The 17,883-nt window shown below is 68.4% G+C and carries 19 protein-coding genes; 8 read left to right on the top strand and 11 right to left on the bottom strand.

Features of this window, described 5'->3' with window-relative positions; all coding sequences use genetic code 11:
* Nucleotides 1-25 precede the first annotated feature (25 nt).
* A complete protein-coding gene (locus ACYJSS_RS01085) occupies nucleotides 26-859 on the bottom strand; it encodes a hypothetical protein (protein ID WP_236205233.1) in 834 nt (277 codons plus the stop codon).
* Nucleotides 860-1,444: 585 nt separating this feature from the next.
* Here ACYJSS_RS01085 and ACYJSS_RS01090 point away from each other — a divergent pair.
* From ACYJSS_RS01090 to ACYJSS_RS01100, 3 genes are read left to right on the top strand one after another with little or no spacing between them, the layout of a single operon-like run.
* Nucleotides 1,445-2,128, top strand: coding sequence for a CsgG/HfaB family protein (locus ACYJSS_RS01090; protein WP_111264177.1), 684 nt, complete (start codon nucleotides 1,445-1,447; stop codon nucleotides 2,126-2,128).
* Between the two features lie 32 nt (nucleotides 2,129-2,160).
* Nucleotides 2,161-2,514, top strand: coding sequence for a DUF4810 domain-containing protein (locus tag ACYJSS_RS01095; RefSeq protein ID WP_111264187.1), 354 nt, complete (start codon nucleotides 2,161-2,163; stop codon nucleotides 2,512-2,514).
* Complete coding sequence (locus tag ACYJSS_RS01100) at nucleotides 2,511-3,173, top strand: DUF799 domain-containing protein (RefSeq protein WP_373874013.1); 663 nt, start codon at nucleotides 2,511-2,513, stop codon at nucleotides 3,171-3,173. The genes ACYJSS_RS01095 and ACYJSS_RS01100 overlap by 4 nt, the downstream gene beginning before the upstream one ends.
* Before the next feature lie 82 nt (nucleotides 3,174-3,255).
* On the opposite strand, the gene ACYJSS_RS01105 is transcribed toward ACYJSS_RS01100, so the two are convergent.
* Nucleotides 3,256-4,872, bottom strand: a complete 1,617-nt coding sequence (locus tag ACYJSS_RS01105) for a sensor domain-containing diguanylate cyclase (RefSeq protein ID WP_236205234.1) — start codon at nucleotides 4,870-4,872, stop codon at nucleotides 3,256-3,258.
* Between the two features lie 336 nt (nucleotides 4,873-5,208).
* On the opposite strand from ACYJSS_RS01105, the gene ACYJSS_RS01110 reads away from it, so the two are divergent.
* Complete coding sequence (locus ACYJSS_RS01110; protein WP_236205235.1) at nucleotides 5,209-5,727, top strand: DUF3592 domain-containing protein; 519 nt, start codon at nucleotides 5,209-5,211, stop codon at nucleotides 5,725-5,727.
* A 50-nt stretch (nucleotides 5,728-5,777) separates the two neighbouring features.
* Here ACYJSS_RS01110 and epsC read toward each other — a convergent pair whose 3' ends face one another.
* A complete protein-coding gene (gene epsC, locus ACYJSS_RS01115; protein ID WP_111264180.1) occupies nucleotides 5,778-6,719 on the bottom strand; it encodes a serine O-acetyltransferase EpsC in 942 nt (313 codons plus the stop codon).
* 78 nt (nucleotides 6,720-6,797) lie between these two features.
* The gene (rhtA, locus tag ACYJSS_RS01120; protein WP_111264181.1) at nucleotides 6,798-7,685 is read right to left on the bottom strand and encodes a threonine/homoserine exporter RhtA; all 888 of its coding nucleotides are present in this window, start codon (nucleotides 7,683-7,685) and stop codon (nucleotides 6,798-6,800) included.
* A gap of 65 nt (nucleotides 7,686-7,750) precedes the next feature.
* On the opposite strand from rhtA, the gene ACYJSS_RS01125 reads away from it, so the two are divergent.
* A complete protein-coding gene (locus ACYJSS_RS01125) occupies nucleotides 7,751-8,341 on the top strand; it encodes a helix-turn-helix domain-containing protein (RefSeq protein ID WP_111264182.1) in 591 nt (196 codons plus the stop codon).
* Between the two features lie 4 nt (nucleotides 8,342-8,345).
* On the opposite strand, the gene ACYJSS_RS01130 is transcribed toward ACYJSS_RS01125, so the two are convergent.
* The 5 genes from ACYJSS_RS01130 to ACYJSS_RS01150 all read right to left on the bottom strand — a co-directional run bounded on the left by ACYJSS_RS01130 (nucleotide 8,346) and on the right by ACYJSS_RS01150 (nucleotide 11,839).
* On the bottom strand, nucleotides 8,346-8,666 hold the full coding sequence (locus ACYJSS_RS01130; protein ID WP_111264183.1) for a DUF5629 family protein: 321 nt from the start codon (nucleotides 8,664-8,666) through the stop codon (nucleotides 8,346-8,348).
* A 61-nt stretch (nucleotides 8,667-8,727) separates the two neighbouring features.
* Nucleotides 8,728-9,723: an alpha/beta fold hydrolase gene (locus ACYJSS_RS01135; RefSeq protein WP_236205236.1), complete on the bottom strand. Its 996-nt coding sequence runs from the start codon at nucleotides 9,721-9,723 to the stop codon at nucleotides 8,728-8,730.
* 103 nt (nucleotides 9,724-9,826) lie between these two features.
* Nucleotides 9,827-10,150, bottom strand: coding sequence for a hypothetical protein (locus tag ACYJSS_RS01140; protein WP_236205237.1), 324 nt, complete (start codon nucleotides 10,148-10,150; stop codon nucleotides 9,827-9,829).
* An 88-nt stretch (nucleotides 10,151-10,238) separates the two neighbouring features.
* Nucleotides 10,239-10,784 carry a cytochrome b gene (locus ACYJSS_RS01145; RefSeq protein ID WP_111264186.1) on the bottom strand — a complete coding sequence of 182 codons (546 nt, stop codon included), beginning with the start codon at nucleotides 10,782-10,784 and terminating at the stop codon, nucleotides 10,239-10,241.
* Entirely contained in the window at nucleotides 10,781-11,839 is a 1,059-nt protein-coding gene (locus ACYJSS_RS01150; protein ID WP_236205238.1) for a catalase family peroxidase, read from the bottom strand. Before ACYJSS_RS01150 ends, ACYJSS_RS01145 begins: the two co-directional genes overlap by 4 nt.
* A gap of 135 nt (nucleotides 11,840-11,974) precedes the next feature.
* Here ACYJSS_RS01150 and ACYJSS_RS01155 point away from each other — a divergent pair, with 135 nt between their 5' ends.
* Both ACYJSS_RS01155 and ACYJSS_RS01160 read left to right on the top strand, forming a co-directional pair.
* A complete protein-coding gene (locus ACYJSS_RS01155; protein WP_111262112.1) occupies nucleotides 11,975-12,484 on the top strand; it encodes a sigma-70 family RNA polymerase sigma factor in 510 nt (169 codons plus the stop codon).
* The gene (locus ACYJSS_RS01160; protein WP_236205239.1) at nucleotides 12,481-13,233 is read left to right on the top strand and encodes an anti-sigma factor family protein; all 753 of its coding nucleotides are present in this window, start codon (nucleotides 12,481-12,483) and stop codon (nucleotides 13,231-13,233) included. Before ACYJSS_RS01155 ends, ACYJSS_RS01160 begins: the two co-directional genes overlap by 4 nt.
* Nucleotides 13,234-13,392: 159 nt before the next feature.
* Here the strand turns inward: ACYJSS_RS01160 and ACYJSS_RS01165 are convergent, their stop codons facing one another.
* Both ACYJSS_RS01165 and ACYJSS_RS01170 read right to left on the bottom strand, forming a co-directional pair.
* On the bottom strand, nucleotides 13,393-13,989 hold the full coding sequence (locus ACYJSS_RS01165; RefSeq protein ID WP_111262114.1) for an NADPH-dependent FMN reductase: 597 nt from the start codon (nucleotides 13,987-13,989) through the stop codon (nucleotides 13,393-13,395).
* Between the two features lie 134 nt (nucleotides 13,990-14,123).
* Nucleotides 14,124-16,268: a methyl-accepting chemotaxis protein gene (locus ACYJSS_RS01170; RefSeq protein ID WP_111262115.1), complete on the bottom strand. Its 2,145-nt coding sequence runs from the start codon at nucleotides 16,266-16,268 to the stop codon at nucleotides 14,124-14,126.
* 239 nt (nucleotides 16,269-16,507) lie between these two features.
* On the opposite strand from ACYJSS_RS01170, the gene ACYJSS_RS01175 reads away from it, so the two are divergent.
* Nucleotides 16,508-17,827 carry a Na+/H+ antiporter family protein gene (locus tag ACYJSS_RS01175; RefSeq protein WP_111262116.1) on the top strand — a complete coding sequence of 440 codons (1,320 nt, stop codon included), beginning with the start codon at nucleotides 16,508-16,510 and terminating at the stop codon, nucleotides 17,825-17,827.
* Nucleotides 17,828-17,883: the final 56 nt, after the last annotated feature.

Genomic DNA, 17,883 nt, shown 5'->3' on the forward strand with positions numbered 1-17,883 from the left:
GCGGCACCGGGTGGTGCCGCCTGGCTCAGCCGGTGGCCGGGCATTGTGCGGGCAGGTCGAGGCGCTGGCGAAGCTCGCGGAAATGGGCGAGCGAATCGCGGAAGAAGGCTGCCGGCAGTACCCCGTAGTCCCGCAGCGCATGCTCCACCCGGTCCAGTCCGGCCCGCTCGGCCAGCTCATAGGCGCGCATGCCCTTTTCGATGCGCTCGGCGGTGCTGGCGAAGTCGGCGAACTTCATGTCGCGGCTGCTGGGGAAGTAGGCGAATTCGATGCGCGGGCGCAGCGCGACCTGGCGGATCAGCGGCCAGTCCAATGCCGCCAGGGCACGTTCCACGGCCGGCCCGACGATGGCAGCCTGCTCCCACAGGAAGAACGCTTCGAACAGCTCGCGCCGCTCCGGTTGCGACAAGGGCTCGCCCAGGGCCTGGGCGCGGTGGCAGGCGTCCAGGGCGGCCAGCAGGCGGGGCTGCAGGAAGCGCGTTGCCCCCGGCGCCTGGCCATGCAACCGGCTGAAGTGGTAGGCCGTGTAGGCCTCGACGCAGACCTGCCGGTTGATCTCGCGGAAGGCGTCGGCGAAGGCGTGCAGCTGGCGCAGCTTGTCCTGGCGCAGGGCGGGGGAGAAGAGGAACTGGGCGGAGAGCAGGGCGCCGACCCGCATGCCGAGGGCGAAGTAGCCGGCACCCCACAGTGCGCCGTGTGCGGCGATCAGGGGGAAGACGTTGCGTCCGCCGGAGCACTCAAAGAGATGGTGATAGACCGAGGCGCGCTGCCCCAGGTTGGTGATGGCGCCGGCCAGGAGCGTCGCCTCCTGGTGAATCCGCTGGTGGTCCCGGGTGAGGGTGTCGCCGTCGCTATCCATATGCAGGGCTCCAGAACGAATCGTCTGGATTAAATCTATGCAGGCCCGGCTCCACCCGCCTCGCGGCAAATTGCCTCAGGGTTCGGGCCCCCGCAGCTGGAAAGGGTGACGCCAGCCTCAAGGCGAGGGCGTGCGACGGCATGGTCAGCAGGTCCTGCCGATACGCCCGCTGGTCGGGCCGGCATCGGTTTCGCGGCGAAAGGCCAGTATTCTCGCGCGCCTGTCTGTTCCCTGGCGGGGCGCCTGTCCGCATGCAGCGTCGGCGCGCCGTCCGGGAGCAAGATCCATGGAGCCGTAGCAGCAGGACATTGGATGTCGTCTTCACCCCTCGGCCCGGCCGGTTTTCTTCCGGCCCGCCGCACCGATCCCGTACCGATCTCGCACCGTCACTGGGCTACCGCCCGATGCCGCCCGGCATTTCGTCGACATGATCACCGCCGGCAGATTTTCCCGGAGCGCGCCCCTGGGGATCGCTTGCCGCCGCTTGTCTTCAGCCTGATCGCCCCGTCGAATCCATTCCGCCAACGCGCCGCTGCCCGCCAGGCTGTCGTCGCCGGCACTTTCCGCACGTTCAAGGAGAACCCCATGAGCATCGTCTCGAGAACCGCACTGCTGCCGCTCCTGGCAGCCGTGACCCTGGCCGGCCTGTCGGGCTGCGCCACCGAAACCTCCACCGCCGTTGCGGTGCAGCAGGTCGAAAGCGTCAACCGCCCGTATAGCGGCCCCCGCTCGCCCATCGCCGTGGGCAAGTTCGACAACCGTTCCAGCTACATGCGCGGCATCTTCTCCGACGGCGTCGACCGCCTCGGCGGCCAGGCCAAGACCATCCTCATCACCCACCTGCAGCAGACCAACCGCTTCAGCGTGCTGGACCGCGACAACATGAGCGAGATCCAGCAGGAAGCGGCGATCAAGGGCCAGGCCCAGCGCCTCAAGGGTGCCGATTTCGTGGTCACCGGCGATGTCACCGAGTTCGGTCGCAAGGAAGTGGGCGACCACCAGCTGTTCGGCATCCTCGGCCGTGGCAAGACCCAGATCGCCTACGCCAAGGTGGCGCTGAACATCGTCAACATCTCCACCTCCGAGGTCGTCTATTCGACCCAGGGCGCGGGCGAGTACGCGCTGTCCAACCGCGAAGTGATCGGCTTCGGCGGCACCGCCAGCTACGACTCCACCCTCAACGGCAAGGTGCTGGACCTGGCCATGCGCGAGGCGGTGAACAAGCTGGTCAATGCGGTCGACAGCGGTGCCTGGAAGCCGCAGAACTGAAATCACGGATGCTCTAGGGAATGACAATGGAAATGCGCAAGACCATCGCCTGCTCGGCGGCACTGCTGGGCAGCCTGATGCTGGCCGGCTGCAGCGGGCCGAAGACGCTGTACCAGTGGGAGGGCTACCAGACCCAGGTCAACCAGTACTTCAAGGGCGAGGCCCGGGAGGCGCAGGTCGAGGCGCTGGAAGCCGACCTGCAGAAGATCAAGGCGAAGAATGGCGCGGTGCCGCCGGGCTACCACGCCCAGCTCGGCCTGCTGTACTCGACCCTCGGCAAGGATGACCAGATGATCCAGGCGTTCCAGACCGAGAAGGCGCTGTTCCCCGAGTCCGCCTCGTACATGGACTTCCTGATGAAGAACGCCAAGGGAGGCGCACAATGACCCGCCTGTTTTCCCGGTTGCTGGCCTGCGCCATGCTCGGTGCGCTGATCAGCGGCTGCGCACCGACCAAGAGCGTGGATTACTCGGCCTTCAAGGAGGCGCGCCCGCGTTCGATCCTCGTGCTGCCGCCGCTCAACGAGTCGCCCGACGTGAAGGCGACCTACAGCATGCTGTCCCAGGTCACCTATCCCCTGGCCGAGGCCGGCTACTACGTGCTGCCGGTGGCCCTGGTGGACGAGACCTTCCGCCAGAACGGCCTGACCGCCGCCGGTGACATCCACCAGCTGCCGCCGGCCAAGCTGCGCGAGGTCTTCGGCGCCGACGCCGCGCTCTACGTCACCGTGAGCGAGTACGGTACCCAGTACATGCTGATCAGCAGCGCCTCGATCGTCACCGCCAGCGCCCGCCTGGTCGACCTGAAGAGCGGAACCACCCTGTGGACCGGCTCGGCGACCGCCTCCAGCGAGGAGGGCAACAACGGCAACAGCGGTGGCCTGGTGGGCATGCTGGTGACCGCTGCGGTGAAGCAGATCATCAACAGCTCCATGGAGGACGCGTCCTATCCCATCGCCGGGATGACCAGTGCGCGCCTGCTCTCGACCGGCCGCAACGGTGGCCTGCTCTACGGTCCGCGTTCGCCGAAATACGGCACCGACTGATCGGATCGCCGGCGCACCGCCCGGTGCGTCGGCTCCTTCTTCTTCCAGCTTCGCCCCCGCATCGCCACGGCGGCGTGTGCGCTCAGTGGCTCTCGATGCGATTGCGGCCGTTGGCCTTGGCGCGGTAGAGCGCCAGGTCGCTGCGCGACAGCGCGGCTTCGGCCGTGGCGTCGTCGGCGCTGATCCGGGTGATGCCGATGCTCACCGTCAGCGGGATCACCTCGCCCTGGTGGCGCAGCGGGGTCTCCGCCAACTGCTGCTGCAGGCGCTGGGCGAACACCAGGGCGCTGTCGTGGCTGGCATCGTTGAGCACCACGGCGAACTCCTCGCCGCCCATGCGCCCGGCGAAATCCACCCGCCGCATCTGCTGCACCAGCAGGGTCGCGAAATGGCGCAGCGCCTCATCGCCCACGGCATGGCCCCAGCGGTCGTTGATCACCTTGAAGTGATCCAGGTCGAGCATCAGCAGGGCGGCTCCATGGCCGGTGGGGCGTCGCAGCCGGGCCAGTTCTTCCTCGATGCGCGACATGAAGTGACGGCGGTTGGGCAACTGGGTGAGGAAGTCGGTGGTGGCCAGCGCCTGCAACTCCGCCTCGATGCGCTTGTGCTCGGTGATGTCGGTGACGAAGCCGTGCCAGAGCACGCTGCCGTCAGCCAGGCGCTTGGGGTGGGCGTTGCCCTGGCGCCAGCCGGTGTCGCGGCCGGGGACCAGTACCCGGTATTCCATGTGCCAGGGGGTGAGGGCCAGCGCCGAGGTTTCCAGGGAGTCCTGGTAGGCGGCCAGGTCGTCCGGGTGGATCAGCGCCAGGATGCGCTCGCGCCCTGTCGGCAGCTTCAGCTGTTCGGGGGAGAGGCCGTAGACGTCCTGGCTGCCGGCGCTGACGTAGCGGTAGCTGCCGCTGCCGTCGGCGAGGCGCAGGTACTGGAAGACCATGCCGGGGATCTCGTTGGTCAGGTCCGTCAGCAGGTCGAGGTTCTGTTGCAGGCGCTCTGCCATGTGGCGGGTCCGGGTGATGTCGGTGGTGGTGCCGAGCATCCGCAGGGGGCGGCCCTGGTCGTCGCGTTCCACCACCTTGCCGCGGCTGATCACCCAGATGTAGTGGCCATCCTTGTGGCGCAGGCGATGCTCGACCTGGTAGTCAGGGGTGCGCTGCTCGAAATGCTCGAGGATGCTGCGCTTCACGTAGTCGAGGTCGTCGGGATGGACGCGGGTATAGCTCTCCTCGATGCGCGTGCCGATCTCGTCGTCGGCATAGCCCAGCAGTGATTTCCAGCCGGGCGAGTAGTGGATCAGCCCATTGACCACGTCGCGGTCCCAGATGCCGGTGCCGCTGCCGGCGACGGCGAGGGCCAGGCGCTGTTCCTTTTCCCGTAGCACCCGCAGCCATTCGCGCATGCCCAGCACTTCGCGGTGCCGGGTGAACAGCTCGCTCGCCAGGTTGGCGAATTCGGCCAGCGCCACCGGGTCCACCTCGCGGGGCTGGTCGTCGAACAGCAGCAGTTCGCCGCCGCCATCGGCGATGGGGCAGCGGGCTATCGGTTGCGGGGTGCCGGAGACCAGCGCGCGCGCAGCCCTTTGCTGGTCGATGCCGTCGCAGGCGAGCGGGCCGTCGGGTTCGATGAGCACGACGGCGCCAACGCCGAAGTGCAGGCGCACCAGATGCAGCAGGGAGGAGAATCGGTTGGCCGTGGTGCTCACATCGGTACCTCTAGAACGGCTATCTGCACTGGATGAAGGGGTGGCTCAGCGTTCCGTCCATGGCCCATTGGCGGCAGTGCGATCCCTGCCGCGCAGCGGTCTGCCCTCGGCCTTGCTATGAATGTAACAGGGTGTGACTTCAATCAAGGGCTTCCTTGAAACTGGATGCTAGCTTAGTGCTATTAACTTTCCATGGACGGATTGGCCCGTGCTGCAGGCGTGCGTACTGCGTGCTCCGGTGCCGTGCCGCCTTCCATGGTTACCTCGGGTGGATCGACCCATCGGCCCCGCCACCCGTTGCGCGCCAGGGCACTGCAACCAACCGGAAGGGACACCATGATCAGCTTCAAGACTTCGCCCGAAACCCACCGCACCCTCAGCAAGGTGTCGATGATCCTGCTGAGCCTCGCCGCCTTGCTTGGCGCCGGCTTCCTCATCGTCACCGCGATCCTCAACTACCTCGATGCCAACGCCATTCTCAAGGACCATTCCGAGGTGGTGGCGCCCGTGAGCCTGGACACCGTGACCGAGGAACACCACCGCCGCGGCCGTACCAGCGAGACCTACCACTTCCACTATGTCTTCGAGGTGGCCGGCAAGGCCTACGACGGCACCTTCGAGACCTCCGCCGCCAATGCCGAGCCTTACCTCAGGGAGGGCGCCTCGGTGAAGGTGGCCTACGCCAATGCCGAGCCTTCCCGTTTCGGCCGCCTGGAGGTGCTGCGGGGCCAGGCCGATTTCGGCTCCAGCATCACCCGCGCGCTGACGGCGATCCCGCTGGCCGCGCTGATCGCCTTCGTCCTCCACCTGATGCTGACCCGCCGCCTGTTCGTGCCACGGGAAACCTCGGCCTGATGCGCAGAACCCCGCGTGCGCGGGGTTCTTTGCTGGCGGGGCAGGGCGTCTCAGGCGCCGCAATCGTTCTGCAGGGTGGCCTGGGTGATGTTGCTGTCCGCCGGCACGCTGCGGGTCAGCCAGACGTTGCCGCCGATGACCGAGCCCTTGCCGATGGTGATGCGCCCGAGGATGGTCGCGCCGGCGTAGATCACCACGTCGTCCTCGACTATCGGGTGGCGCGGCTGGCCCTTCTGCAGGTTGCCCGACTCGTCCGAGGGGAAGCGCTTGGCGCCCAGGGTCACCGCCTGGTAGATGCGCACCCGCTCGCCGATGATCGCCGTCTCGCCGATCACCACGCCCGTGCCGTGGTCGATGAAGAAGCTCTTGCCGATGGTGGCGCCGGGGTGGATGTCGATGCCGGTGGCCGAGTGGGCGATCTCCGCGATGATGCGCGCCAGCAACGGCAGCCCGTTGCTGTAGAAGTAGTGCGCCAGGCGGTGGTGGATCACGGCATGCACGCCCGGGTAGCACAGCAGCACCTCGTCGACGCTGCGTGCGGCGGGGTCGCCCTGGTAGGCGGCCAGTACGTCGGTGTCCAGCAGCACGCGCAGCTGTGGCAGCGCGGCGGCGAAGCCCTTCACCACGCGGATCGCCTGGCACTCGCTGTCGCCATCGTCGGCGCTGCCGTTGCGGGCGGCGTAGCCGAGCTCGCGGCGCACTTCGACGACCAGCGCGTTGAGCGCCGTGTCCAGGGTGTGGCCGACGTAGAAGTCTTCGCTCTCCTCGCGCAGGTCGGTAGGGCCCAGGCGCATGGGGAAGAGGGCGCCACTGATGGCTTCGATGATCTGGCCGACCGCGACGCGCGACGGCAGTTCGCGGCCGCCGCGGTCCCGGGTACGGCCATTGCGGTTGCGCCATTCGGCGCGGGCGGCGCGCAGTTCGGAGACGATCTGGTCCAGCTGCCAGCTGACCGGGGGGCAGCCGCTGGGGCCGGGAGTGAACTTGTTCATGGTTGATCCTGTTGGTGCGCAAGGCTGGCGATAGCCTTGCGCAGGAGGGCGCTTCTCGGCAAGAACATTCGCAGCGGATCAGTCGGCGGGAATCAGCCCTTCGGCTTCCTGGCGGCTCTTCATGCTGGCGGTGGTGCCGATGGAGGCGAGGATGATGGCGCCGATGGCCAGCCATTGCAGCAAGGACAGGCGCTCGCCGAGGAACAGCAGGCCGGAGAGGGCACCCAGGGCCGGCTCGATGCTCATCAGCGTGCCGAAGGTGCGCGCCGGCATGCGGGTCAGGGCGTACATCTCCAGGGTGTAGGGGATGGCGGTGGAGAGCAGCGCCACGCCCAGCGCGGTGGGGATCAGGGCGAGGTTCAACAGGTCCGTGCCGGCGTGCACCATGCCGAAGGGCGCGGCGACGAAGGCGGCCACCATCACGCCCAGGCAGGCGCTCTGCATGCCGTGTTCGGCCCCGGCGCGCTGGCCGAAGATGATGTAGAGCCCCCAGCAGACCCCGGCGCCCAGCGCATAGGCGGCGCCCAGTGGGTCGATGCCGGCGGCGCCTTCGCCGATGGGCAGCAGCAGCGCCAGGCCGGCCACGGCCAGGGCGATCCAGACGAAGTCCAGCAGGCGTCGGGAGGACAGGATCGCCACCGCAAGCGGGCCGGTGAACTCCAGCGCCACGGCGATGCCCAGCGGCACCGTTTGCAGCGACATGTAGAACAGCAGGTTCATGAAGCCCAGCGCCGTGCCGTAGGCCAGGACGCTGCCCAGGGCGCTGGTGTTGATGCGGGTGCGCCAGGGGCGCAGCACCAGCAGCAGGAAGAGGGCGGCGAAGATCAGGCGCAGGCTGGTGGTGCCCTGGGCGCCGATGACGGGGAAGAGCGACTTGGCCAGGGAGGCGCCGCTCTGTACCGAGGTCATGGCGACCAGCAGGATGCCGACGGGCAGCAGCGTCGAGGTGAGGGTGCGGGAATTCATGGGAGGGTCCGGATCAGGCAGTGGCGAGGAGGTGGCGCTTGTTCTGGTTGGTTATGTGCAACATAATGCGCAAAATTCAGCTTTTGAGCAATATATTGCCCAGCACCATGGACCGACCCAACGTACTCGAACACGTCTCCGGCAATGTGCGCCGGCTGCGCAAGGCACTCGGCCTCAGCCAGGACGCCCTGGCCACCGCATCAGGGGTGAGCCGGCGGATGATCGTCGGCATCGAGGGCGGCGATGTGAACGTCAGCCTGGCCACCCTGGACCGCATCGCCGAGGCGCTGGGCGTGCTCTTCCCCGATCTCGTGCAGGCGCCGAGCCGGCCTGACCGCTCGCGCATCGAGGCGGTCGCCTGGGTCGGCCGCGACCCCCGCAGCCGCGCCATCCTGCTGGCCAGCGCCCCGGCGCGGCGCGAGGTCGAGCTCTGGGCCTGGTCGCTGGAACCGGGGGAGCGCTACGTGTCGGAGGCCGACGCCGAAGGCTGGCGGGAGATGGTCTATGTCACCGAAGGCGAGCTGACCCTGGAGCTGCCAGGTGGCGAGGTGCGCGTCGGCGCGGGGGACTTCCATGTCTTCGCCAGCAGCCAGCCCTATGGCTACGCCAACCGTGGCGACGTCGCGGTGCGCTACATCCGCAACGTGGTGAGCTGAAGCCTCAGCCGCGGTCGATGCCGTCGTCGTTGGCGGCCTCGTCCGGCTCGTCGTCATCGTCGTCGTTGCTGCCGCTGAAGGCTTCCATGCACACCAGGCTGTGCGGGCCCTGGTCGTCATGGATCGTCCAGGCGCCCTTGTCCCCGTCGAACCGCGCCGCCAGGACCTGCTCCGCGCTGAAATGCCAGCGGCGCTGGGTACGGCCATCGACGCATTCGACCAGCAGGGCACCGGCGTCCAGCTCGAACTGCCAGGCGTGCAGGCCGTCGATCTCCAGCATGTCGCTGTTGGCAAGGCGGTTGAGAAGAGTGATTTCGTCGTTCATGGGCGGGGATCCCGGGGTGAATGGCCGGCGATGATAGTGCAGCGCCGGCCAGGGTGCGACCTCAGGGGTTGCCAAGGCCTTCCAGCAGGGCCTTGTGGAAGACCTCGGGCGCCTGGATCTGCGGCGAGTGGCCGAGGTCGGCGAAGGTCACCAGGCGGGCGTCGGGGATGCGTTCGGCGGCCTGCTGGCCGAGCACCTTGTAGTTGCCGAGCTGGCTTCGTAGCGCTTCGGGCGCCGTGTCCTTGCCCGGTGCGGTGCTGTCGGTCTGGCCGATGAGCAGCAGCACCGGCATGCGCAGCCGGTCGAACTCGTGCACCACCGGCTGGGTGTAGATCATGTCGTAGGTCAGCGCCGAGTCCCAGGCCACTGCCTCGCGCCCCTTGCCGCGGTACAGGCCGGCCTGCATTTCCACCCACTTGTCGAACTCCGGCCGCCACTGGCCCGAGTAGTAGGTGTTCTTCTGGTAGGTACGGATGGCGTCGCTGGTGGTCTTCAGCTCGCGCTGGTACCAGGCGTCGACGCTGCGCCAGGGCACGCCCTTGGCCTTCCAGTCCTCCAGCCCGATGGGGTTGACCATCACCAGCTGCTCGACCTGCTCCGGGTACTGCAACGCATAGCGGGTGGCGAGCATGCCGCCCATGGAATGGCCCATCAGCGTGACCTTCTCCAGCTTCAGGGTGGCCAGCAGCGCATGAGTGTTGGCGGCCAGTTGCTGGAAGCTGAACTGATAGCGCTGCGGCTTGCTGGATTTGCAGAAGCCTACCTGGTCAGGCACCACCACGCGGTAGCCGGCCTGGGTGAGGGCCTCGATGCTGCCTTCCCACGTCGCCCCGCAGAAGTTCTTGCCGTGCAGCAGCACCAGGGTGCGGCCGTTGGGCGTGCCGGGCTGGATGTCCATGTAGGCCATCTGCAGCTTCTCGCCCTGGGATTCGAAGGCGAAGCGCTTGACCGGGTGCGGGTAGTCGAAGCCTTCGAGTTCCGGCCCGTAGGCGGGCGGTTCGGCGGCCAGGGCGGGGAGGGCGAGGCTCAGCAAGAGTGCGGCGCAGGCGGTGCGCATGGTCGGGCTCCTTGGTTCCGGGGTGGGGTGGGCAAGGGTTTTGCCAGACAACGGCGCGCGGCGACAGGAAAAATCGGCGCCGCGCTGTAACCGTTCTTTTCGGTCAGGGCTTGTGGGCGTCGATCAGGTTGTCGGCCTCGCTGATGAAGGCCTTGCCGCTCTTGCGCTGGTACAGGCACAGCTCGCGGCCGGCGCGGTCTTTCATGTGGGCCTGGGGGTAGCGGCCGCTGAGGGCCAGGGCGGTGATGCCCAGGCGGTCGTCGAAGAGCACCGGCTGGCCAGCGGCCTTAACCGCCTTCAGGTCACTGAGTTGGGTGCAGGCGGCGAGCATGCGTTTGTCCTGTTCCTGCCAGGCTTCGGGCGTGGAGGCCTGGGTGCCTGCAGCGCAGAACAGCAGGGTGGCGAGCAGGCAGTGGCGAGTCTTCAAGGGCGTTCTCCGCTCAATGGGTTCAGCAGCGTAGACCGCACGCATGGCCGTTGGTTTGCCGGCCCGGCCATGCGCCTGGTGCCTGCCGTCAGCGTTCCGCGTTGCCGGTCGTCATGCTGGCGAGCACGCCGTCGCGGCGGATCAGGCCGTGGAACAGCGCCGCGCCCAGGTGCAGCAGCACCGTGGCGAACAGCAGGTAGCCCAGCCAGTGATGGGCCTGGCGCAGCACGGCGTAGAGCGCGGCGTCATGGGGCGCGATCGCCGGCAGCTGCAGCCAGCCGAGCAACACCACCGGGTAGCCGCCGGCGGACAGCATCGCCCAGCCCACCAGCGGCATCGCCAGCATCAGCGCGTAGAGCAGCAGGTGCGAGAGGTGGGCGAGCCCGCGCTGCCAGCCCGGGAGGTCGGCAGGCAGCGCGGGCGGTGGCCGACGCAGGCGTACCGTGATGCGCAGCAGTACCAGGACCAGCAGGAGGAGGCCCAGCGGCTTGTGCAGCTCCACCAGCCAGGTGTGGCGGGTGGACAGGGTGATCACCATGCCGGCACCGATGAACAGCATGGCGAGGATGAGCAGCGCCATGGACCAGTGCAGCAGGCGGGCGAGGGGGCTGAAGCCCGAGGCGTGGTGGTTCATGGGTGGGCTCCTGCGGGGGCGGTGGGCGCACCTTCACGGGTGCGGCGGTTGAAGGACACGGCGTAGGCCGCCGAGCGGGCGGCGAGGATCGGGTCGGCCGAGGGCTCGATGCCGTCGGGGAGGATCAGCGGGTCGAAGTTGAGGTCGCGGCAGGTGCCCTGGTCCTCGGGCTGCGCCCGGTCGATCACCAGGGTGCCGGCGTCGATGCGCTGGCGCGTGGCGGGCCAGGGGCGGGACGGGTCGTCGCTGGGGTCGCCGGCCTCGGCCAGGGTCAGCACCAGGTGCCAGCGCAGCGGCCCCCGTTGCAGGCGCTGGAACAGGTCGTGGGCGAGGAAGTCCTTGTCGTCCGCCTCGCCGGCCAGCGGCTGGTAGGGCGTCTCCGGCTCCATGGCCCAGCGCACGTAGCGACCCTTGCCGTCGCCGTCCACCAGGCGGAAGGCGTTGATGCTGTTATAGGTGGCGTTGGCGAAGCTGTTGGAGGGCTTGTTGTCCTTGGCCCACTGGCGGAAGGCGGCGCTTTCCGGGTGGGCGGCGAAGAAGGCCTGCAGGCGCGCCGGGTCCGGCTTGCCGGTGGCCTGATCGGGTTTGGAGGCCAGCACCTGCTCGAAGAAGCCCTCGATGGTGGACACCGGCAGCACCGGTGGCGTGTTCATGCCGGTGCGCCATTCCTGGCCGCTGGCCGTGCGCAGCTGCAGCGCCAGGCTGCGCACCGGAACGCTGGCATCGGGCGCGTAGGGGTTGCTGCCGCCGATGGCCAGGCGCCCGACCACCGGCACGTCGCCCGGGGCGAACACCTCGGCGCGGGAAAGGCCGGCGGCCGCGCCGTTGCTGGCGAAGTGGCCGCTGATGCAGAGGCCCTTTGCGTGGTTCTTGCGGTAGCCGGGGTAGCTGCCGGCGTTGGCCTCGAAGGTATCGATGATGCGTTGCGGGGTCAGGCGCTGCGGGCCGATCCAGCCGGCGACATAGGCGAAGGTGCCGGCCAGCGTGGCCAGGCCGAGGCCTATCAGCGCCAGGCGGCCCAGGGTCTGGGAGGGGGAAAGCGGGGGTTGGCTCATCGGTGGCTCCAGGGTGAGCGATCGGGTCGTCGAGCCTGTGGGACGAACGGGATGGCGATTTATTCCCGGCACCTGGAATAAAGTCGTTTCCCGGGCGTCTTCCTCGCACCCGATCCACGACGAGCCGCGCCACCCATGCACGACATCGATGACGACGAACTACGCGAGCTGTTGCAGCGCCTGCGCCGCTTCGCCCTGTGGCTGACGCGCAACCCCGCCAGCGCCGACGACCTGGTGCAGGCGACCCTGGAGCGGGCGCTGGACGGCCGCGCCGGGCCGCGTACCGATGGCAGCCTGCGTGCCTGGCTGTTCGCGATCCTCTACCGCAAGTTCCTCGACGGCCAGCGGCGTGCACGGCGCTATGCGCGCATCCTCGAGTTCTTCGGCGCGGCGCCGGCCGAAGCCCCCTCCACCGAGGAACTGGTGATGGCGCAATCCACCCTGGAAGCCTTCGCCAGGCTGCCGGCCGAGCAGCGGGCGCTGCTGGTGCTGGTGAGCGTCGAGGGCCTGAGCTACAAGGAGGCCGCCGTGGCCCTGGACGTACCCATCGGCACCGTGATGTCCCGCCTGTCCCGGGCGCGCAAGGCCCTGCGCGAGCTGGCCGAGGGCGAAATCGCCAACCCACCGCTACGGATACTCAAATGAATCGCCTGGAACCCAGTGAGAACGACCTGCACGCCTACCTGGACGGCCAGCTGGACGCAGGCCAGCGGGCCTGGGTGGAAGCCTGGCTGGCGAACGACCCCGAGGCGCGCGCGCGCGTGGAGGCCTGGCGCCGTGATGCCCAGCAGCTGCGGGCCGGCCTTGCCAACCTGGAAGCGCGCCCGGCCAACCCGGCGCTGGACCCGCTGGCCATCCGCCGCTCCTTGCGTGCGCGTCGGCGCCAGCGCCTGGCCACGGCCGCCGCGCTGGTGCTGGCCCTGGGCTTCGGCGGCCTGGGTGGCTGGCAGGCCCGCGACCGCACGTTGCTGGCGGAGAACCCGCCGATGCAGGACGCCCTGGAGGCCCACCGCCTGTTCGCCACCGGGCAGGCCGGCGTGGTCGACGTCGCCGCTCGTGATCCGGGGCAGTTGCAGGCCTGGCTGGACCAGCGCTTCAGCCATGCCTCGCGCATCCCCGACCTCGCGCCCTACGGTTTCCACCCCGTGGGCGGGCGCCTGCTGACCAACGAGCAGGGCGTCGCGGCCATCCTGCTGTTCGAGGATGTGGGCGGGCAGCGCATCAGCCTGTACCTGCGCTCGCCGGGCTCGCTCTATGCCGAGATGCCCGCCGGCAACCGTCGCGATGGCGAGCTCCAGGCGCGCTACTGGTCACGCGATGGCTACAACTACGCCCTGGTCGCGCCCAGCGATGATCCGCGCGGCGAGGTGGTGCAGCGGGCGTTCTCGTTGTAAGCCGGGCACCGCCGGTGGGCGCCGAGCGCAGCGCGGGCGGCTCATGGGGACACCTGCGTGATGGGAGCGCAGTGGTGGCCGGGTGACGCGTCGTACACCCTGCCGGGGCGCAGCGGTTGGAAGCGGGAGCCCCGCGCCGAGTGGCGCGGGGCGGGGCAGTTACATGCCGTTGGCGAAGGCCGGGATGCTCAGGTCGATGGTTTCGCGGACGGGTTTCAGCGCGCTGGCGTACTTGGCCAGGATGTCCAGGTCGTAGTCCATGCGTGCGCGGATGCGCTGGTCGTCTTCACCGGTCACTTCGGCGCCGTTGAGCACCTTCTCCACGCCGCGCACGATCAGGTGCTCGGGCAGGTAGCAGAGGCGGCAGTTCTTGTAGCTGGAGGCGCGCAGCTCGCTGATCGGGTAGCCGCCGCCGATGCCGGAGGACACGCCCACCAGCAGGCCCGGCTTGTGCGCCAGTTCCGCCTTGCTGGCATAGATGAAGAAGTTCTTGATCGCCGGGCAGGCCATGCCGTTCCACTCGGGGGCGATGACGATCACCGCGTCGGCGGCCTTCAGCTGCTGCTGGAATTCGGGCCAGGGACCCGTGTCTTCGGCCGGCCACAGGGGCAGCGGCTGGGCGCCCAAGTCGATGACGCTGGTGTGGGCTTCGCTGGCCAGTTGCAGTTCCACCAGGCGCTGGCGAATGAAGCGGGCGACCTTGCCGGACTGGCTGTTGGCACGGCTGGAGCCGGCGACTATGGCGTAGTTGAGCATCTCGGGTTTCCTTGCTGAGGGATGACGCAGGCTAGCTGGCGGCGAAACGGCGGACAAGCACCGGCGCGTCAGTGGGGCGGGCAAATGGTGTCAGGGCGCGGTGGACGCCTGGCGTGGGCGTCCACTGCTGCGCATCAGGCGCGGAACTGGTCCATCAGCCCCTGCTGGTGGTTGGCCAGGCGGTTGAGCGCCTGGCTGACCTGGGCGGATTCCTGGGCCTGGCCGGAGAGGGATTCGGTGACGTCGCGGATGGCGGCGACGTTGCGGTTGATCTCCTCGGCCACCGCGCTCTGCTCCTCGGCGGCGCTGGCGATCTGCAGGTTCATGTCGGTGATCACCGCCACCGCGTCGCCGATGCGCTGCAGGGCGGCGACCGCGTGTTCGACCTGCTCGACGCTGCCCTGGGCCTGGCGGTGGCTGCTGTGCATGGAGCCGACCACTTCGCGGGTGCCGTTCTGCAGGCCTTCGATCACCTGGCGGATTTCCTCCACCGAGTCCTGGGTGCGCTTGGCGAGGTTGCGTACCTCGTCGGCGACCACGGCGAAGCCGCGCCCGGCCTCACCGGCGCGGGCCGCCTCGATGGCGGCGTTGAGGGCCAGCAGGTTGGTCTGCTCGGCGATGGCGCGGATCACCTCCAGTACCGAGCCGATCTGCTCGCTGCTGCTGGCCAGGCCCTGGACCTCCTCCATGGCGGCGCTCATCTCGCTGGCCAGTTGCTCGATGGCGCTGGTGGTCTTGCCGATCACCCCCAGGCCCTCGCGGGTGGCGTGGTCGGCGCCGCGTGCGGCTTCGGCGGCCTGGGCGGCGCTGCGGGCGACGTCCTGGGCAGTGGCGCTCATCTCGTGGGAGGCGGTGGCGACCTGGTCCACCTCGCGGTACTGCTGCTGCATGCCGGCGCTGGTCTGGCTGGCGATGGCGGCGGACTGGTCGGCCGTGCTGCGGGCGTCCTGCACCGAGCGCTTAACGTCGGCGATGATCGGTTGCAGCTTGTCGAGGAAGCGGTTGAACCAGCCGGCCAGTTCGCCCAGTTCGTCCTGGCGCGCATAGTCCAGGCGGCGGGTGAGGTCGCCTTCGCCGCTGGCGATGTTCTTCAGCATGGCGGCCACCCCGAGGATGGGCCGGGTCACGCCCAGGGCGGTGAGCCACACCAGCAGCAGGCCGATCACGGCGGCGGCGAGGCCGATCAGGGTGGCCACCAGGCTGCTGGAGGCGCTCTGCTCATCGAGTTGCGCCTCGAGCTTCAGGGCCGGGCCCAGCAGGACCTTGTCCGGCACTTCCAGCAGCACGCTCCAGGCGGCGCTGGTGGGGATCGGCTTGAACGGCTGAATGACGCGCAGGACGCCATCGTGGTCGATTTCGGCGGATTTGCCGGCCGTGACCACCGAGGCGATCTCGCTGGCGTCGGTACCGAAGGCCTTGTCCAGCTTGAAGCTGAGCTGCGAGGCGTCGCGGCTGTGGCCGGCGAGCAGCCCGGTGGGGCTGATGATGCTGACCTGGCCCTGGCCGTCGTAAAGGTCCTTGCTGCCATCGATGCTGAGCTGCTGGAGGCTGTCCAGGCTGATGTCCAGGCCCATGACACCGATCACCTTGCCGTTCAGCTCCAGGGGGAAGGCGATGCTGGTCATCAGCACCTTCTTGCCGCCGACGTCGTCGTAGTAGGGCTCCAGCACGCAGGAATCGCGGGTCTTCAGCGGGCAGGTGTACCAGGTGTTGTAGGGCATGCCGCTGGCCATGGGGCTGCTGTCGCCGAGCAGCTCCTCGGTCATGGATTCGGACTCCAGCTTGCCGGGGGTGGCCTGCGACCAGTAGAGCGAGAAGCGCCCCTTGTCGTTGCTGCCCAGCTCGGCCTGGTCGATGAACAGCTCGTCCTTGCCGTCCAGGGCGTTGGGCTCGAACACCAGGTAGAGGCCGAGCAGGTTGGGGTTGGCCTCCAGGCTGGTCTTCACCTGGCGGGTCATGTCCTCGCGCAGGTCGAAGGCGTCGAGGAAGCGCTTCTCGGCCTGGTCCTTGAGGAACAGCACCTGGCGCGAGAAGCCCTTGCCGTACTGGTAGGTGTCCATGAAGTAGCGCTGGATGCGCAGGGCCTGCAGCTCGCCACGGGCCTGCATGCGCTGGCGTGCGCTCTGGTCGAGCATCTGCGAACTCGCGGACTTCACCAGCTCGGCGCTGCGCTTGGACTGGTAGAGCGAGGCACCGACCAGGAGGGTCACGATGGCCAGCAGGCAGAGGCCGGCGAGCAGGGTGATCTTCCACTGAATGGACAGGCGACTGAACGGCATGGGGCTTTCCTTCTATCTCGTCGGACTGCAAGCCGCTATCGGCGCGGCAGGGAAAAACTTGATGCGCCTGCCATGGCGATGCGGCTCCATACGGAATGCATGGGAGCGGCGAATCTGGATGCAAATATTATGCACAGGGCGTCCAGTATTTCGCACGGCGTTTCTTTTGACACCCGCCCGCTCATTCGGCAGAGTACGCGGCTTTTTTTGCGGGACACCGCAAGGCGGGAGAGAAGCGGATGAATGCAGTGATTGTAGCTGTCGCCATCATGCTGGTGCTGAGCCTGTGCCGGGTGCACGTGGTGATGGCCCTGGTGATCGGCGCGCTGGCGGGCGGCCTGCTCGGCGGCCTGGGCGTGCAGGGCACGCTGGATGCCTTCAACAAAGGCCTCGGTGGTGGCGCGACCGTCGCCCTGTCCTACGCGCTGCTGGGGGCTTTCGCCGTGGCCATCGCCCGCTCCGGGCTGGCCCACGCGCTCGCCGACAGCGTCGTCGGGCGGGTCGAGCGTGGCGGGGATGCGGGCGGCGCTGCGCTGAAATGGGGCCTCATCGCCCTGTTGCTGGGCGTGGCCATCTCCTCGCAGAACATCCTGCCGATCCACATCGCCTTCATCCCGCTGCTGGTGCCGCCGCTGCTGTACGTGCTGACGCGCCTGCAGATCGACCGGCGCCTGGTGGCCTGCGTGATCACTTTCGGCCTGGTCACCCCCTACATGTTCCTGCCGGTGGGGTTCGGCAACATCTTCCTCAACGAGATCCTGCTGGCCAACGTGGCGAAAAGTGGCGTCGACGTTACCGGTGTGAACGTCACCGAGGCGATGGTGATACCGGCGCTGGGCATGGTGGCCGGCCTGTTCCTGGCCGTGTTCGTCAGCTACCGCCGCAAGCGCACCTACGACCTGGCGCTGATCGCCCGCGCCGAGCAGGTGGAGGCCAGGTACGACCGACGCAGCCTGGCGGTGGCCGGCCTGGCCATCGTCGTCGCCTTCGTGGTGCAACTGTGGCTGGACTCGATGATCGTCGGTGCGCTGGTGGGCTTCCTGGTGTTCTCGTTGTCGGGCGTGGTGCGCTGGAACGAGGTCGACGACCTGTTCACCCAGGGCATGAAGATGATGGCCATGATCGGCTTCATCATGATCGCCGCCGCCGGTTTCGCCGAAGTGATGCGCGCCACCGGCCAGGTGACCAGCCTGGTGGAGGCCTCCGCCGCGCTGATCGGCAACAGCCAGGCCCTGGGTGCGCTGCTGATGCTGCTGGTGGGCCTGCTGGTGACCATGGGCATCGGCTCTTCCTTCTCCACGGTGCCGATCATCGCGGCGATCTTCGTGCCGCTGGGCATGCAGCTGGGCTTCAGCCCGCTGGCCATCGTGTCCATCGTCGGCACCGCCGGGGCCCTCGGGGACGCCGGTTCGCCCGCCTCGGACTCGACCCTGGGCCCGACGGCCGGCCTCAATGTCGACGGCCAGCACGACCATATCTGGGACACGGTCGTCCCCACTTTCCTGCATTACAACCTGCCGCTACTGGCATTCGGCTGGGCGGCGGCCATGCTTCTCTGACAGCCCCCGTGCCATCCGGCCGAACGTCGGTGTCGGCCGGGTGCTACAGCTATTCA

The sequence above is a fragment of the Pseudomonas sp. No.21 genome (genome assembly GCF_054558415.1).

What these genes read in the sequence shown, in the direction of transcription:
- ACYJSS_RS01090 (WP_111264177.1), top strand. Translation starts at nt 1,445, where the DNA reads ATGAGCATCGTCTCGAGAACCGCACTGCTGCCGCTCCTGGCAGCCGTG.
- ACYJSS_RS01095 (WP_111264187.1), top strand. Translation starts at nt 2,161, where the DNA reads ATGCGCAAGACCATCGCCTGCTCGGCGGCACTGCTGGGCAGCCTGATG.
- ACYJSS_RS01175 (WP_111262116.1), top strand. Translation starts at nt 16,508, where the DNA reads ATGAATGCAGTGATTGTAGCTGTCGCCATCATGCTGGTGCTGAGCCTG.
- ACYJSS_RS01130 (WP_111264183.1), bottom strand. Translation starts at nt 8,666, where the DNA reads ATGAACGACGAAATCACTCTTCTCAACCGCCTTGCCAACAGCGACATG.
- rhtA (WP_111264181.1), bottom strand. Translation starts at nt 7,685, where the DNA reads ATGAATTCCCGCACCCTCACCTCGACGCTGCTGCCCGTCGGCATCCTG.
- ACYJSS_RS01170 (WP_111262115.1), bottom strand. Translation starts at nt 16,268, where the DNA reads ATGCCGTTCAGTCGCCTGTCCATTCAGTGGAAGATCACCCTGCTCGCC.
- ACYJSS_RS01085 (WP_236205233.1), bottom strand. Translation starts at nt 859, where the DNA reads ATGGATAGCGACGGCGACACCCTCACCCGGGACCACCAGCGGATTCAC.
- ACYJSS_RS01135 (WP_236205236.1), bottom strand. Translation starts at nt 9,723, where the DNA reads ATGCGCACCGCCTGCGCCGCACTCTTGCTGAGCCTCGCCCTCCCCGCC.
- ACYJSS_RS01125 (WP_111264182.1), top strand. Translation starts at nt 7,751, where the DNA reads ATGCGCAAAATTCAGCTTTTGAGCAATATATTGCCCAGCACCATGGAC.
- ACYJSS_RS01160 (WP_236205239.1), top strand. Translation starts at nt 12,481, where the DNA reads ATGAATCGCCTGGAACCCAGTGAGAACGACCTGCACGCCTACCTGGAC.
- ACYJSS_RS01145 (WP_111264186.1), bottom strand. Translation starts at nt 10,784, where the DNA reads ATGAACCACCACGCCTCGGGCTTCAGCCCCCTCGCCCGCCTGCTGCAC.
- ACYJSS_RS01155 (WP_111262112.1), top strand. Translation starts at nt 11,975, where the DNA reads ATGCACGACATCGATGACGACGAACTACGCGAGCTGTTGCAGCGCCTG.
- ACYJSS_RS01150 (WP_236205238.1), bottom strand. Translation starts at nt 11,839, where the DNA reads ATGAGCCAACCCCCGCTTTCCCCCTCCCAGACCCTGGGCCGCCTGGCG.
- epsC (WP_111264180.1), bottom strand. Translation starts at nt 6,719, where the DNA reads ATGAACAAGTTCACTCCCGGCCCCAGCGGCTGCCCCCCGGTCAGCTGG.
- ACYJSS_RS01165 (WP_111262114.1), bottom strand. Translation starts at nt 13,989, where the DNA reads ATGCTCAACTACGCCATAGTCGCCGGCTCCAGCCGTGCCAACAGCCAG.
- ACYJSS_RS01100 (WP_373874013.1), top strand. Translation starts at nt 2,511, where the DNA reads ATGACCCGCCTGTTTTCCCGGTTGCTGGCCTGCGCCATGCTCGGTGCG.
- ACYJSS_RS01110 (WP_236205235.1), top strand. Translation starts at nt 5,209, where the DNA reads ATGATCAGCTTCAAGACTTCGCCCGAAACCCACCGCACCCTCAGCAAG.